The organism is Nioella sp. MMSF_3534, assembly GCF_030732985.1.
Classification (GTDB): Bacteria; Pseudomonadota; Alphaproteobacteria; order Rhodobacterales; family Rhodobacteraceae; genus Nioella.
This window is the reverse complement of sequence record NZ_JASHJX010000044.1, coordinates 26253-40547: the sequence shown is the minus strand read 5'-3', so window position 1 is coordinate 40547 and position 14295 is coordinate 26253. Positions and strand designations below refer to the sequence as shown.

Genomic DNA, 14295 nt, shown 5'->3' with positions numbered 1-14295 from the left:
CGGGTGGGGGCTCTGCCCCCGTCGGCTGACGCCGACTCCCCCGGAATATTTGGACCAAGAAGACCGATCATGCGGCGCTGTCTGTTCTAGGACGCAGGTTGTCGGGGTCATGGGCCGGGGCACCCAGAACGCGGGCCGCACGGGGTTTGCCGGCAATCAGCACCTCCAGCGCGGTGCCGGGGGCGGTGGCAAGGGGTTTGAGATAGGCGAAGGCGAGGATTTTTCCGACCGTATGGCCATAGGCGACGGAGGCGGTGGCGCCCACGACTTTGCCATCCAGCCGGACCGCTTCGCCACCATGCCCGTCTTCGATGCCGTCGGGCGCGATCTCCAGATAGGTGCAGATCCAGGGCTGTTCGCCGCTCTCCGCGCTCACGCGTGTGGCCTCGGCCCCCAGGTAGTCCTTGTCGAGCCTGACGAAGCGCATGACATTGGCCTCGGGCAAGGTGACTTCGTTGGTCAGTTCACCCGCGCCGGGGAAGGCCTTTTCCATCCGAAGCGCGTTCATGGCGAAGCTGCCGTAATCAGCGATGCCATGGGCCTCGCCCGCTGCCCAAAGCGCGGTGTAGACGTCGAGGCAGGCGGCATCGGGCATGTGCAGCTCCCACCCCAGCTCGCCCGCATAGGACATGCGGAAGGCCCAGACCTTGTGGCCTGCAACGGCGATTTCCTGCGCGCTGAGCCAGCGGAAGCCCGCGTTGGAGAGATCGGCATCGGTGCAGGCGGCCAGCACGTCGCGCGATCTAGGGCCGTTCAATGACAGGGCGGACCAAGTGGAAGACAGGGCGGTGATGGTCGCGTTTTCACTGCCCTTGTTCTGGGCCAGGTGATCCAGCAGGCGCTGTTCGAAGAAGGCGGCACAGACGAGGTAGTAGCGATCAGCCGCCATTCGCACGATGGTGCATTCCAGCTCGATCCGGCCTCGGCGGTTCAGCATATGGGTCAGGATGATGCCGCCATCCTTTTGCGGCATCCGGTTGGCGACCAGCCTGTCGAGCAGCACATAGGCATCGGGGCCCGCGACCTCGACCTTTGCGAAGGCGGTCACATCCATGATGCCCACCCGTTCGCGCACCGCTTGGCATTCCTCGGCCACCATCTCGAAGACAGGTGTGCGGCGGAAGGAATAGTGGTCGCGTTGCTCCACACCGTCGCGGGCGAACCAGCGGGGGCGTTCAAACCCGTAGACCTCCTCATAAACCGCGCCCTTGCCCTTCAGAAGGTCATAGAGCGGCGAGGGCTTGATCGGGCGACCTTCCAGCCGGTTGAAATGGGGGAAGGGAATTTCGTGGCGCAGCTTGTAATCCTCATGCGCCTTGATCACCTGCCAATCCTTGGTGGCGTAGCTGCCGAACCGGCGCGGATCGTAGTCGCGCATGTTGATGTCCGCCGCGCCATGCACCATCCATTTCGCCAATTCGCGGGTCAGGCCCGGCCCCCAGCCAATGCCGATCTGGGTGCCGCAGCAGCACCAGTAGTTTGTCACGCCCGGGGCGGGGCCGACCATCGGGTTGCCGTCGGGTGGATGGCTGATCGCGCCATGGACCTCTCGGGTGATGCCCAGTTCCGCGAAGATCGGCATCCGCTCCATCGCGTTTTCCAGCCAGGGCATGATGCGGTCGTAATCGGCCTGGAAGAGCTCATTCTCCGCCTCCCAAGGGCAATGATCTTCCCAGACGGAGTTGGAGTTCTCCTTCTCATAGATGCCGATAAGGCCCTTCTTCTGCTCCATTCGGATATAGCCAGACACCATCCTGTCATCGCGGACCACGGGAAGTTCGGCTTCCAAATCTTTGAATTCAGGCACATCTTCGGTCACAAGATAGTGGTGGGTCATCGAGGTCATGGGCAGTTGCAAGCCCGACCATTCGCCCATCTGCCGCGCATAGGTGCCGCCTGCATTGACCACATGTTCGCAGGTGATCGCGCCCTGCTCCGTCTCGACCAGCCATTCGCCGGAGGGCAATTGAGTGATGTTCGTGGCCCGGCAACGGCGGATGATGCGCACGCCGTTCTGGCGGGCACCGGTGGCCATGGCCATGGTCACGTTCGACGGGTCCACATGGCCGTCATCGGGGGTGTAGAGCGCGCCCAAAACCCCGTCGAGATTGTAGAAAGGATGTTTTTTTGCTATGAAATCAGTATCTACCAGTTCAATGTTAAAGCCAAGCGCGCGCCCGACGGACAGGGTGTGGCGCAGCCAGTCCATCTCGTCTTCCGTATAGGCCAGCCGGAACGACCCACAGCCATGCCAGGTGACGGCCTGGCCGGTTTCCTCCTCCAGCACCCTGGAATAAAGCCCGATATTGTAATCGACCATCCGCCCCAGCCCGTAAGAGCTGGTCGAGTGGGTGATCTGCCCCGCCGCATGCCAGGTGCTGCCGCTGGTCAGTTCGGCCTTTTCCAGCAGAACCGTGTCCGGCCCCCATCCTTCATGGCCAAGGTGATAGGCGAGGCCACATCCCATGACGCCGCCGCCGACGATGACAACGCGGGCGTGGGTCGGGAATTCCTTTTGCGACATTTGGGGCAATCCTGTTGGCGAGTCACTTTTCCTGTAGACAGGCTAATCGCACAAATATACCATCGTCAATCATGAATGATACAAACATACCAAACTCCGCAAACACGGCCTCGACCCATGCCATCCTCGACCGGCTGACCGAGGAATGGGACGCCCTGACGCCAGAGGCGCAGAAAGCCGCGCGCTACGTTCTGGAAAACCCGCAGGATGTCGGCGTCTCGACCGTGCGCGAGATTGCCGAGGCCGCCAAGGTCAAGCCCAACACCGTTGTGCGCATGGCCCGGCAAGCCGGATTCGAGGGCTACGAGGATTTCCGCGCCCCCTTCCGCGAGGCGATCCGCAAGGGGGCGATCAGCTTTCCCGACCGGGCCCGCTGGTTGCAGGATATCCGCAAATCCGGCGATCTTGGCGGGCTGTATGCCGACATGGCCGAGGCCGCGATCCGCAATGTCGAGGAAAGCTTTGCCGCCACCAGTGCCGAGGCGATGAAAGCGGCGGCAGACGCGATCTGGGCCAGCCGTCAGGTCTTTACCCTTGGCGTCGGCGTGAACAATGCCAATGCGCGCAACTTCACCTATCTGGCCTCCACCGGAATGACGCAGTTCCACGCCATACCCCGCCCCGGATCGACCGCCGTCGACGATCTGGCCTGGGCCGACAGCCGCGACGTGCTGATCGCCATGTCGATGCGCCCCTACCGCAGCGAGGTGGTGGCCGCCATCGAGGTCGCCCGCGAACAGGGCATGACGATCATCGGCCTGTCCGACAGCCCCGCCAGCCCGATCATCCGCGCTGCCGATCACGGCTTTGTCGTCGCCGTCGACACGCCGCAATTCTTCCCCTCGTCGGTGCCGACCATCGCGCTTCTGGAAACCCTGCTGAGCTTCGTCATCGCGGTTGCCTCCGAGGAGATCGTGGATCGGGTCGAAAGATTCCATGACCGGCGCCACCAGCTTGGCATCTACACCGAAGGCAACGAATGACCCTGACGCCCATCGAACAATCCGCTTTGGCGCGCAGGCCTTCCACCCTGCCCTGCTGGCATCATCGTTTCAACTTCTCAGTGGACTGATCACATGACCGATCCCACCCGTTCGCTCGATGCGAAATTCTACACCGACCCGCAGGTCTTCGAAGTGGAAAAGACCGGGCTGCTTGCCCGCACCTGGCAATTCGCCTGCCATGCCAGCCAGTTGGAAAACCCCGGCGATTACGTCGCCTTCGATCTGGGCGATGAAAGCCTGTTCGCGATCAAGGGGCGCGACGGGGAAATTCGCAGTTTCTACAATGTCTGCCAGCACCGGGCGCATCAGCTTGTCAGCGGTGCGGGCTCGACCCGCGTCATCGTCTGCCCTTACCACGCCTGGACCTATGAACTGACCGGCGGGTTGCGCGCCGCGCCGAACGCGAAATCGGTGCCCGGATTCGACGCGTCGAAAATCTGCCTGACGGAAGTGCGCACCGAGGTGTTCCTGGGCTTCGTCTTCGTCAATCTCCACCCGCAGGCCAAACCGATGGAGGAGTGGTTTCCGAATGCCCGCGCCGAGTTGGAGACCTTCGTGCCCAACTGGGCGGAACTCAAACCGCTGGAATGGGTGGAAATCCCGGAAAACTGCAACTGGAAGGTTTCGGTGGAGAACTATTCCGAATGCTATCATTGCAGTCTGAACCACCCCACCTTCTCCACCGGCGTGATCCGGCCCGAAACCTACGATATCCAGCCCCAGGGCTATTGCCTGCGTCACACGACAGAATGCAACGATCTCAGCCAGATGACTTATGACATCGACAGCGGGTTCGCGAATAACGACAGGTATTCAAGCTGGTTCCTGTGGCCGATGTTCAGCTTTCAGGTCTATCCCGGAAACCTGCTGAACACCTATCACTGGCGCGCGGTGGATGCCGATCACGTGGTTGTCTGGCGCGGCTGGTATTCGGTTGGCGGCTTCGACGACGAAACCGTCCGCCGCATGGCACAGCAGGACCGCGCCACCACGGTGGAGGAAGACATTCACCTTGTCGAAAGCGTCCAGCGCGGCCTGAAATCGCGCGGCTATGTTCCGGGGCCGCTTGTCGTCGATCCCGCCTGCGGCGTGAATTCCGAGCATTCCATCCTGCATCTGCAACGCTGGATGCGCGAGGCGGCCAGCGACGGCAAGACGCCGTAGCCCGCCCCCACCCCTGTCAGGCGGCCCTTGACAGGGTGCCGTCGCCTGCCGCCGGGATCAGGGACGCGTGCAGGACGCCGATCGTCTTGTCCAGATCGCCGCATTCCATGACGAACTGAACATCGACGCTGCGCGGTCCCTGCAAGGCGCCCACGGCCTCAAGCCCGGCTTCGGCAATGACCTGCAAGCCGCGGCTCAGGATGGACAGCCCGCTCAGATCCCGGCCGATGACCGAGGCGATGGCCAGTTTTCGCGAGGTGATGCGCGCCGCCGGATAGAGCCGTTCAAGGTCCTTCTCCACGCGCCGCATGATCTTCAGCGAGGCGTCCACGTAATGGGTGATCGTGTTGGCATTGGACAGCTTCGACACGATCCGCACGTTGTGACGCGTCAGCACGTCGAGGATCGCGGCATCATAGCCCTTCACCCCGACCATGTCCTGTTCGAACACTTCCAGCGCGATGATATCGAGACCGGTCACGATCTCGGCCTCGGGCGTTTCCGCCGGACGGTCGTCGATCAGCGTGCCGGGATCGCCCGGTTCGAACGCATTGGTGACGCGCAGCGGAACATCCGCCTGCCGCAGGGTCTTGGCCGCCTTCGGGTGGATCGCCTCCATCCCCATGTTCGACAGCTGGTCGGCCACGTCATAGTTGGTGTGGCCGATCTTCTGCGCCTTGTCCGCCCCGACAAGGCGCGGGTCGGCAGATGACAGGTGGAATTCCTTGTGAATGATCGCCTCCCGCGCGCCGGAAAGGGCCGCGAGGCGCGAAAAGGTGATCTCGGAATAGCCGCGATCGAATTCGCGCATCAAACCCTCGGCGCATTGCGCATAGCCGGTGACAATCGGCATTTCCGAATTAATATCAATCCCTTCAATGCCGCCCTTGATGCGACTTTCAAGATCGACCGTCTGCTCATCGCGCCAGCCGGTCAGGTCCACCAGCCGGGCATTCACCCCGGCGCGTTGCAACAACAGGGTCGCGGTGAAGGCCGAATGCGCTTCGCCAAGGCCCGACAGCAATTCGCGCACCTGTAACAGATGCTCGGACAGGCGGAAATGGCCGTAGGAACAAAGCCTGCGCAGATCCACAAGGCAATTGCGGGTGCCCTCGATCCGTTCAAGAACGAAGGCATCCGCCTGCTCCCGGTCGGCGGGATGATCCAGCACCGCGCCATGCGCGTCTGTCATCGCGTCTGCGACGCGGTCCAGTGCGCCGTGCCAGCCATGATCGGACTCTGCCCCGGCAAAGCGGGCGTAGACGCCGGGATCGCCGGATTTCTTGTGCTCCAGGAGCAGGTCGGTCACGCCCCCGAAGGCCGAAACCACGAACATGCGACCATAGAGGTCGGCACCGTTCCGGTCACCGATGAACAGGGTATCGCGCAGCGCGTCCAGTCTCGACATGGACGTGCCGCCGATTTTCTCGACAGTATGGGTCATGGGTCAGTCAGCCAATTCTTCCGCAGCAGCGTAGGAGCCGTCTTCGCGATGCACTTCCTTGCCGGTCACCGGCGGATTGAACACGCAGGCCATCGCCAGTTCTTCCTCGGCACGCAGCACGTGACGGTCATGTTCGTTCAGCGCGTACATGACACCGGGCCTGATCTCGTGCGTTTCGCCGGTGGCGAGATCGGTGATCGAGCCCTTGCCTTGCATGCAATAGACGCTTTCGAAATGGTTCTTGTACTCGAACACATGCTCGGAACCGGCATTGAGAAAGGTGATATGAAAGGAAAACCCCATCCCGTCACCCGCCAGCAGCATGCGCACCGAGGACCATTCGGCATCCGAAACGACGCGGTCGCGCTCTTCTTCGATGATCTTGTTGAAATCCCTGACAATCATGGCTTACTCCGCCGCTATCTTGGTGCCGAGCGTCGCATCGCGCGACGCGTCGAGAAGGATGTTCAACCCCTTGCGGAACAGCGTCTCGGGCGTGGTCAGCGGGGCCAGAACCTTGACCACCTGATCCTCGTTGCCCGAGGTTTCGATGATCAGGCCCTTCTGGAAGGCGCGCGCGCAGATATCGGCGGCGAGGTCGCCAGACCCCACATCCAAACCCTGCATCATGCCACGGCCTTTCAGCGTCGCGCCGGGCACCAGATCGGCCACGCCTTGCAGCGCGTCGGTCAGCAGGCGTGCCTTGTGCGAGATGTCGTTCGCGAAGCCCGGATCGCTCCAGAACTTCTCGATCGAGATGCGGGCGGTCACGAAGGCATGGGTGTTGCCACGGAAGGTGCCGTTATGTTCGGCCGGGCCGAACACGTCGTATTCGGGACGCACCAGAAGCAATGACATTGGCAGGCCAAAGCCTGACACGGATTTTGCCATGGTCACGATATCCGGCATGACATCCATATTCTCGAAGGAGAAGAAGGTGCCGGTCCGGCCGCAGCCGGCCTGGATATCGTCAACGATCAGCAACGCACCATGCTCGCGGGCAAGATCCGCCACGCGCCGCAGCCATTCCGGGCTGGCCGCGTTCAGGCCGCCCTCGCCCTGCACCGTTTCCAGCAGGATCGCCGCAGGCGCGTCAATGCCGCTGGAGCTGTCGGTCAGCATCGCCTCCAGGAAATCGGCGGAATCCGTCGCCGCGCCGAAATAGCCGTCATAGGGCATGCGCGTGACGCCGTGCAGCGTCATGCCCGCGCCACCGCGGTGATAGCCATTGCCGGTCGCCGCGAGCGCCCCGAGTGTCACGCCATGAAAGCCGTTGGTGAAGGCAATGATATTGGTGCGCCCGGTCACCTTGCGGGCCAGTTTCATCGCCGCCTCGACCGCGTTGGCCCCGGTCGGACCGGTGAACATCACCTTGTGATCCATGCCGCGCGGATTGAGGATATGGGTATCGAAGGCCTCCAGGAACGCGGCCTTGGTATCGGTATGCAGGTCGAGCCCATGCGCCAGACCGTCCGACGCGATATGGTCGATCAGGGCCTGTTTCATGTCAGGGTCGTTGTGGCCGTAGTTCAGCGACGAGCACCCGGCCAGAAAGTCGATATAGCTGCGCCCCTTGGAATCGGTGAGTTCCGATCCCGCGGCACTGGTGAACAGCTTGTCGAAGCTGCGGCAATAGCTGCGCGCCTCGGACTCGCGGCGTTTGAATACGGAAATTTCGGCTGACTTGGCAGTCGGCATAATGGGTCCTTTTGGGTTTTTATGGGGAAGGTGCAGGCGGTCGCGACGCGGGGCTCAGGCCGCGTTGCGCAACCGCTCCTGCAGGTCGATTGTGACCATGTGCTCGGTGCTGTGGCGGTCCCGGAAATGCAGCGCCTGCGTGTAATGCGCCTGCACGTCGAGCTTGGAGTCGCGATGCCCGGCGAATTTGCGGAACAGCGCCCAGGACGGCTCGTTATCGGCCGTGATCGTGGTTTGAAGGCGATGGACATCGGCACAGGCCGGACGTTCCAGCAGGCTCGACAGCATGAGCGAGCCCAAGCCGGTACCGCGCGCCGTCTCGGACACGGCCACCTGCCAGACGAACAGGGTTTCCGGGTCATAGGGCAGCACATAGGCCGACACCCAGCCGACAACCTTGCCGTCAAGCTCGGCCACGACGCAGGTATCGCGGAAGTGATCGCACTGGATCAGGTTGCAATACATGGAGTTCTCGTCCAGCGGCTTGCACGCGCGCACCAGGTCCCAGATCTCCGCACCATCCTCGGCGGCGGGTTCCCGCAGCGTGGGTGTGTTCTTGCGAAAAAACTCGAGCGCATGTCGCATTTGCTTTTTACCTCATGATTGCTTTGATTGGCTAAGTATCAAGTCTGGGCCGCGTTTTCAAGCTTTGAGGATATTCCGCGACATATTGGCCGATACCTGGCATGAAGCGGCCTATATACCGTGATCAACCCGCCGTTAATACTTTGCATACCAAAGCTTACCGCCTCTCCCAGCACATTGATTCATGAAATCGCCTGTGCCAGCATCCGGGCATGGATCGCGTCGATACCAGTCTAATCGCCCTGCGCCGCATTTTGCTGGCCACGAACCAGTTCAGCCGCAACCTCGCACAATCCGTCGGCCTGACGGCGGCGCAGTTGCGGGTCTTGCAGATCGTGTCGGAGAAAGGTCAGTGCACCGCGACGGCCATTTCACAGCAGATGCGGATTTCGCAGGCCACGGTGACGTCACTGGTAGACAAGCTCGTGCGACAGGAAATGGTGGTCCGGGAGAGGTCCCAGACCGACCGGCGGCAAACCAATATCGTGATCACCGAAAAAGGCATTCGCGCCCTTGCCGACGCCCCCGACCCGCTGCAACAGCGTTTCGTGCGCAAGTTCTCGGCCATGGAAGATTGGGAACAGGCCGCCCTGATCGCGGCGCTGGAGCGTGTCGCGTCGATGCTGGACGCCGAAGACATTGATGCCTCGCCGGTCCTGGAAAGCGGCGAGTTCCAGAAGACCGGCTCCGGCGAGTGATACGACCCCGCCTGCGCCCGAAGTGACGCAGCGATAGCGGCAGGGGTCGGAATCCCCCGAGATCGAGGCGGCTTCTTCGCCTATCCTGCGGTGCGCACGCTTGAAATTGCTGCTTCGTGCGCGAATCAGAAACGCCGCAAGAGCTCACCATGAAAAAGACCGGACTCGACATCACGGATATCCGTATTCTCAGCGCGGTTCAGCAGCATGGGCAACTGAGCAAGACCCGCCTTGCCGAGCTTGTGCACCTGTCCCCTACCCCGTGTTGGGCCCGCCTCGACCGGCTGAAGGCGGCTGGATATATCAGGGGCTATCACGCGGACATTGCGCTGGAGCGGATCGTAGATTTCACCCAGGTCGTGGTGACCATATCGCTGACCAATCACCGCAAGGCCGATTTCGAACGCTTCGAAGCGCTGATCAACTCGCTGGACGAGATCACCGAATGCATCGCGACCGGGGGCGGGATGGATTACGTGATCAAGACCGCCACCCCGAATCTGGCGGCATTCCAGGCGGTGATCGAGGTGCTGCTCTCCTCCGAAGTCGAGATCAATCGATACATGACCTATATCGCCACCCGGCAGGTCAAGGTCAGCCGCCCGAACCTTGCCAAACTGATTGCACAGGCCAATAGGTAGCATCGCGACCGAACGGTCTGTTTTGGAAATTTTTTCGGACGGAACGGGCTGAAAACCCCGCGTTTTCGGACCGCATCTTCGTGGGAATCGGCCCTAAAAGATCGCCAGCTTCAACGATGCCCTGACCCGAAAGGTCAGTAGTTATGAGGGCGAACACATGACACAAGCAGACGACTTCGGGTTTGGCACCCAGATCCGCAAATCTCCCTATTTCGATGCCACCGTCCGGTGGGGTGCAAAGGGTTTTTCCGTTTACAATCATATGTATATCCCTCGTGATTTCGGCGATCCGGAACAGAATTTCTGGAACCTCGTGAACGACGCGATCCTGTGTGACGTGGCTGTTGAACGTCAGGTCGAGATCACCGGACCGGATGCGGCGCGCTTCGTTCAGATGCTGACCCCGCGCGATCTGTCCAAGATGGCCGTGGGCCAGTGCAAATACATCCTGATCACCAATGCCGATGGCGGCATTCTGAATGATCCGATCCTGCTGCGCCTGGCGGAAAACCACTTCTGGATCTCGCTGGCTGACAGCGACATCCTGCTTTGGGCGCAGGGTGTGGCGGTTCATTCGGGGATGGACGTGACGATCTGCGAACCCGACGTGTCGCCGCTGCAGCTTCAGGGTCCGACATCGGGGCTGATCATGCAGGCGCTGTTCGGCGAAGAGATCATGGACCTGAAATACTACTGGCTGCGTGAAGTCGATCTCGACGGCATCCCGCTGATCGTGTCGCGCACCGGTTGGTCCAGCGAACTGGGATATGAACTCTACCTGCGTGACGGCACTCAGGGCGATGCGCTGTGGGAACGGATCATGGCCGCCGGCATGGAGCACGGTCTGAAGCCGGGCCACACTTCGTCGATCCGCCGGATCGAAGGCGGGATGCTGAGCTATCACGCCGACGCCGACATTCACACCAACCCGTTCGAGCTTGGTTTCGACCGTCTGGTCAATCTCGACATGGAGGCGGAGTTCATCGGCAAGGCCGCGCTGAAGCGCATCAAGGAAGAGGGCATCACCCGCAAGCAGATCGGTCTGGTCATCGACTGCGACCCGCTGCAGGGGCCGAACACCACCTTCTGGCCGATCAACCAGGGTGGCGAGACCATCGGCAAGGTGACCTCGGCCGTCTATTCGCCGCGCCTGAAACAGAATATCGCGCTGGCGATGGTGTCGGTGGAGCACGCCGTTCTAGGATCGGACGTCGAAGTGGTGACCAAGTCGGGCCCGACCCGCGCCACCATGGTCGAATTCCCTTTCTACGACCCCAAGAAGTCCATCGCCGCCGCCTGAGCGCCCTTTCTGAGAGACCTGATCCATGTCCGATCTTTCGATCCAGTTGCACTGGCATCGTGCCGAGCCCGTACTGCAAACCGGGAAATACTCGAACGCGCATCGCGTTCAGTTCAACAACAGCTACGAGGTTGACGTCGACTCCGCCCCCGACTGGGGCGGAGATCCCGCCAACACCAACCCCGAACAGGCGCTCGCCTCGGCCCTGTCCAGTTGCCATATGATGACCTTCCTGGCGCTCTGCGCCAAGGCCGACTGGCCGGTGGCCAGCTACCACGACTACGCGGTGGCGCATCTGGGCAAGAACCCGAAGGGGCAGATGTCGGTCACCCGGATCGACCTGCATCCGGTGGTGCGGTTCGACACCGGTTTCTCTGTGTCGGACGCCGAACTGGAGCAGATGCAGCACCGCGCGCATCGCTACTGCTTCATTGCCAACTCGCTGGCCGACAGCGTGGAAATCAACATTCTCTGACGTCTCCGAAGGACTGAACCCGTGCAGCAACCCGAGCAATCAACCGACCTGTTGGATCATGTGCTTGACCATGATGGCATCCTGCGACTGACCCTGAATGACGTCCACCGTCGCAATGCCCTGTCCGAAGCGATGCTGACCCAACTGGGAACCGCCTTCGCCGAGGCGGGTGCCAATCCACAGGTTCGGGTGATTGTTCTGGCGGCTCACGGGCCGGCCTTCTGTGCGGGGCACGACCTGAAGGAAATGACCGCGGGGCGGGACGCCGAAGACAACGGACGCGCCTATTTTTCCAAGGTCATGGCCATGTGTTCCGGGGTCATGCAGGCGATTGTCAATTGTCCCAAACCGGTGATCGCAGAGGTGGCGGAAACGGCCACGGCAGCGGGCTGTCAGCTGGTCGCAAGCTGCGATCTGGCCTATGCGGCGGACAGCGCCCGGTTCAGCACACCCGGTGTGCATATCGGCCTGTTCTGTTCCACGCCCATGGTGGCCCTGTCGCGCAATGTCGCCGACAAGCACGCGATGGAGATGCTTCTGACCGGAGACATGACGCCCGCAACCCGCGCCATGGAGATCGGGCTTGTCAATCAGGTGGTCGCCTCTGACGAGCTACAGGCCGTCACCATGGACGTGGCCAGAAAAATCGCCTCCAAATCCAGCCTGACGCTCGCCACCGGAAAGCGTGCCTTCTATGCGCAACGCGGGATGCCGCTGGCCGAGGCCTACGACTACGCCTCTCGGGTGATGGTCGACAACATGATGGCCCTGGACGCGCAGGAAGGCATTGGCGCCTTCATCGAGAAACGGCAGCCCGCCTGGCAGGATGCCTGACCCATCGCCACCGGATGCCCGTGCACGGGGCCTCCGGGGCAGGTTCAGAACGTCACTTCCGCGCTCATGGCGAGCGAGCCGTCCTGCCGTTTCGCCCAGACCGAGCTGACCTCGCCCTCGGTCGCCGCCTCGATGCGGAACGGCGCCAGCCCCGCCAGCGGCGCGACACCGCGATAGGACAGCGTCTTTGGGGGCTGGCGGCGATGGCGACAGGCAAGGTCGATCAGCAGGGTCGCGGTCAGCGGTCCGTGAAAAACGAGGCCCTCATATCCCTCCACCTCGCGGGCGTAATCCACATCGTAATGGATACGGTGGCCATTGAAGGTCAGCGCCGAATAGCGGAACAGCATGACCTCGGTCGGCGTCACAGGTTCAGAAATCTCGGCATCGACCGGGGCCATGACCGGCGTCGGCAGGGGCGCGTCCGGCGCGGGATCTTCCCGGTAGACGATGTCATGTTCCTCGGTCAGGGCCGGTTCCCCGTTCTGAAACAGCGCATGTTCCACTGTCACGAAACAAAGCCTGCCGCTGCGCCCCTGTTTTTCCCTGACCGAAAGAATAGTGGACCGTTTGCTGGCCTCCTGCCCGAGGATCAGGGGCGCATGGAAACGGACACGGCCCCCGGCCCACATGCGGCGTGGCAGATCGACGGGGGGCAGGAACCCGCCCTTGCGGGGATGGGCATCGCGGCCAAGCTCGCTGGCGCGGCGCGCATCGAGGAAATAGAGCCAATGCCAGAGCGGCGGCAGGGCGTCCCCGTCGACCAGACCGGGATCACGGTCCAGCGTGGCCTGCATGAAACGGGCCGGTTGCGCGCGCAACACATCCGTTGCCGTTTCGCTGCGGCCGATCCAATCCTGAACTGTCACAGCGTCCTGCATCGTTCCTCGCCTCGCTATGGTCGCCGCAATCATATCCCCGGCCCCGCCGCAAGGTGCAAGGCGCAAGGCGCACGCGAGGCTAGCAACCTGCGAAAAGCGACTGAACCAGTTCTCGAAGCCAGATGCAGGCGGGATCGCTGTCGGATCGGCTGTGCCAGATCATGCGGATCGGACTGGCACTTTCAGAAATCCTTACCGGCAGCAGCCGCGCCTGCCCCGCCGCGACCAGTTGGTCGGCCAACTGCCGCGGCACCACGGCCACCAGATCGAGATCCGCCAAGAGCTGCGGCAAGGCACCGAAATGACCAAGCCGCAGCACCACCTGCCCGGCCAGCCCCCTCGCCTCCAACGCCCTGTCCACCGCCCCGCCAAAGGTCGTGGCCGGGGCGGGCACCATGATCTTTGCCCGGAACAAGGTCGCGAGGTCTTGCGGCGGGTCGCTCAGCCCGGCCCCTGCGATCGCGACATAGTCCTCATCGAAGAGACTGGCAGAGCGGACACCGCGCCCCGACAGACCCAGCATCCCGATGGCCAGGTCTACCTCCCCCAGTTCCAGCGCCTGGCCAAGCGCCGCAGTGGGCGTTGCCGTGTTGATCAATCGCAGCCCCGGCCCCGCCTGAAACACCCGCACCGCAAGGCGGGGCAGAAACACCGCCTCACCCAGACCGGACAGCGACAGGCGAAAAACCCGCGTGCTGCGGCCCGGATCGAAACGCGTGCCCTGTTCGAGGGCGGAAAAGAGCCCCCCAAGATGGGCGCGAATGTCGGGAAGGATGGTTTCGCAATAGCCCGTGGGCACCATCCCATCCCGTGTACGCAGGAACAGCGGGTCGTTCAGCGCCTGCCGCAATCGGGCCAACGCATTGGAAGCGGCAGGCTGGCTGAGTCCCAGCCTCTCGCCCGCAAGCGACACCGAGCGCGTGTCATCCAGCGTCACCAGCATTCGCAGCAGGTTCAGATCGAGATTGCGTAGCTTTATTGATCTCATGAATGAAGATTATTGCGCCTATCCGTTTGACGAAAGGGTTTTCGCACCGGATGTTCAGG

General features: G+C 62.2%; 14 protein-coding genes. 7 read left to right on the top strand and 7 right to left on the bottom strand.

Annotation, left to right across the window (positions count from 1 at the left end):
• Window positions 1–67: 67 nt before the first annotated feature.
• Complete coding sequence (locus tag RBB16_RS16660; RefSeq protein WP_306047224.1) at window positions 68–2524, bottom strand: FAD-dependent oxidoreductase; 2457 nt, start codon at window positions 2522–2524, stop codon at window positions 68–70.
• A gap of 71 nt (window positions 2525–2595) precedes the next feature.
• On the opposite strand from RBB16_RS16660, the gene RBB16_RS16655 reads away from it, so the two are divergent.
• Both RBB16_RS16655 and RBB16_RS16650 read left to right on the top strand, forming a co-directional pair.
• Window positions 2596–3507, top strand: a complete 912-nt coding sequence (locus RBB16_RS16655; protein ID WP_306047223.1) for a MurR/RpiR family transcriptional regulator — start codon at window positions 2596–2598, stop codon at window positions 3505–3507.
• Between the two features lie 93 nt (window positions 3508–3600).
• Window positions 3601–4692, top strand: coding sequence for an aromatic ring-hydroxylating dioxygenase subunit alpha (locus RBB16_RS16650; RefSeq protein ID WP_306047222.1), 1092 nt, complete (start codon window positions 3601–3603; stop codon window positions 4690–4692).
• A 16-nt stretch (window positions 4693–4708) separates the two neighbouring features.
• Here the strand turns inward: RBB16_RS16650 and RBB16_RS16645 are convergent, their stop codons facing one another.
• Genes RBB16_RS16645 through ectA form a run of 4 tightly spaced genes read right to left on the bottom strand, consistent with a single transcriptional unit; the run spans window position 4709 to window position 8419 of the window.
• On the bottom strand, window positions 4709–6136 hold the full coding sequence (locus RBB16_RS16645) for an aspartate kinase (RefSeq protein ID WP_306047221.1): 1428 nt from the start codon (window positions 6134–6136) through the stop codon (window positions 4709–4711).
• A 3-nt stretch (window positions 6137–6139) separates the two neighbouring features.
• Window positions 6140–6541: an ectoine synthase gene (locus tag RBB16_RS16640; protein WP_071690067.1), complete on the bottom strand. Its 402-nt coding sequence runs from the start codon at window positions 6539–6541 to the stop codon at window positions 6140–6142.
• 3 nt (window positions 6542–6544) lie between these two features.
• Window positions 6545–7834, bottom strand: a complete 1290-nt coding sequence (ectB, locus tag RBB16_RS16635) for a diaminobutyrate--2-oxoglutarate transaminase (protein WP_306047220.1) — start codon at window positions 7832–7834, stop codon at window positions 6545–6547.
• 54 nt (window positions 7835–7888) lie between these two features.
• A complete protein-coding gene (ectA, locus tag RBB16_RS16630; protein WP_306047219.1) occupies window positions 7889–8419 on the bottom strand; it encodes a diaminobutyrate acetyltransferase in 531 nt (176 codons plus the stop codon).
• A 212-nt stretch (window positions 8420–8631) separates the two neighbouring features.
• On the opposite strand from ectA, the gene RBB16_RS16625 reads away from it, so the two are divergent.
• From RBB16_RS16625 to RBB16_RS16605, 5 genes are all read left to right on the top strand, one after another.
• Window positions 8632–9117, top strand: coding sequence for a MarR family winged helix-turn-helix transcriptional regulator (locus RBB16_RS16625; RefSeq protein WP_071690070.1), 486 nt, complete (start codon window positions 8632–8634; stop codon window positions 9115–9117).
• Window positions 9118–9266: 149 nt separating this feature from the next.
• A complete protein-coding gene (locus RBB16_RS16620; RefSeq protein WP_306047218.1) occupies window positions 9267–9758 on the top strand; it encodes an Lrp/AsnC family transcriptional regulator in 492 nt (163 codons plus the stop codon).
• Window positions 9759–9915: 157 nt separating this feature from the next.
• Window positions 9916–11058, top strand: a complete 1143-nt coding sequence (locus tag RBB16_RS16615; protein ID WP_306047217.1) for a glycine cleavage T C-terminal barrel domain-containing protein — start codon at window positions 9916–9918, stop codon at window positions 11056–11058.
• A 25-nt stretch (window positions 11059–11083) separates the two neighbouring features.
• Complete coding sequence (locus RBB16_RS16610; RefSeq protein ID WP_306047216.1) at window positions 11084–11533, top strand: OsmC family protein; 450 nt, start codon at window positions 11084–11086, stop codon at window positions 11531–11533.
• A 21-nt stretch (window positions 11534–11554) separates the two neighbouring features.
• Entirely contained in the window at window positions 11555–12367 is an 813-nt protein-coding gene (locus tag RBB16_RS16605; protein WP_306047215.1) for an enoyl-CoA hydratase, read from the top strand.
• 44 nt (window positions 12368–12411) lie between these two features.
• Here RBB16_RS16605 and RBB16_RS16600 read toward each other — a convergent pair whose 3' ends face one another.
• The gene (locus RBB16_RS16600) at window positions 12412–13248 is read right to left on the bottom strand and encodes a MaoC family dehydratase N-terminal domain-containing protein (RefSeq protein ID WP_306047214.1); all 837 of its coding nucleotides are present in this window, start codon (window positions 13246–13248) and stop codon (window positions 12412–12414) included.
• A 79-nt stretch (window positions 13249–13327) separates the two neighbouring features.
• A complete protein-coding gene (locus tag RBB16_RS16595; protein WP_306047213.1) occupies window positions 13328–14236 on the bottom strand; it encodes a LysR family transcriptional regulator in 909 nt (302 codons plus the stop codon).
• Window positions 14237–14295: the final 59 nt, after the last annotated feature.

Coding starts and splice junctions, on each gene's coding strand:
- RBB16_RS16660 (WP_306047224.1), bottom strand. CDS start 2,524: ATGTCGCAAAAGGAATTCCCGACCCACGCCCGCGTTGTCATCGTCGGC.
- RBB16_RS16655 (WP_306047223.1), top strand. CDS start 2,596: ATGAATGATACAAACATACCAAACTCCGCAAACACGGCCTCGACCCAT.
- RBB16_RS16650 (WP_306047222.1), top strand. CDS start 3,601: ATGACCGATCCCACCCGTTCGCTCGATGCGAAATTCTACACCGACCCG.
- RBB16_RS16645 (WP_306047221.1), bottom strand. CDS start 6,136: ATGACCCATACTGTCGAGAAAATCGGCGGCACGTCCATGTCGAGACTG.
- RBB16_RS16640 (WP_071690067.1), bottom strand. CDS start 6,541: ATGATTGTCAGGGATTTCAACAAGATCATCGAAGAAGAGCGCGACCGC.
- ectB (WP_306047220.1), bottom strand. CDS start 7,834: ATGCCGACTGCCAAGTCAGCCGAAATTTCCGTATTCAAACGCCGCGAG.
- ectA (WP_306047219.1), bottom strand. CDS start 8,419: ATGCGACATGCGCTCGAGTTTTTTCGCAAGAACACACCCACGCTGCGG.
- RBB16_RS16625 (WP_071690070.1), top strand. CDS start 8,632: ATGGATCGCGTCGATACCAGTCTAATCGCCCTGCGCCGCATTTTGCTG.
- RBB16_RS16620 (WP_306047218.1), top strand. CDS start 9,267: ATGAAAAAGACCGGACTCGACATCACGGATATCCGTATTCTCAGCGCG.
- RBB16_RS16615 (WP_306047217.1), top strand. CDS start 9,916: ATGACACAAGCAGACGACTTCGGGTTTGGCACCCAGATCCGCAAATCT.
- RBB16_RS16610 (WP_306047216.1), top strand. CDS start 11,084: ATGTCCGATCTTTCGATCCAGTTGCACTGGCATCGTGCCGAGCCCGTA.
- RBB16_RS16600 (WP_306047214.1), bottom strand. CDS start 13,248: ATGCAGGACGCTGTGACAGTTCAGGATTGGATCGGCCGCAGCGAAACG.
- RBB16_RS16595 (WP_306047213.1), bottom strand. CDS start 14,236: ATGAGATCAATAAAGCTACGCAATCTCGATCTGAACCTGCTGCGAATG.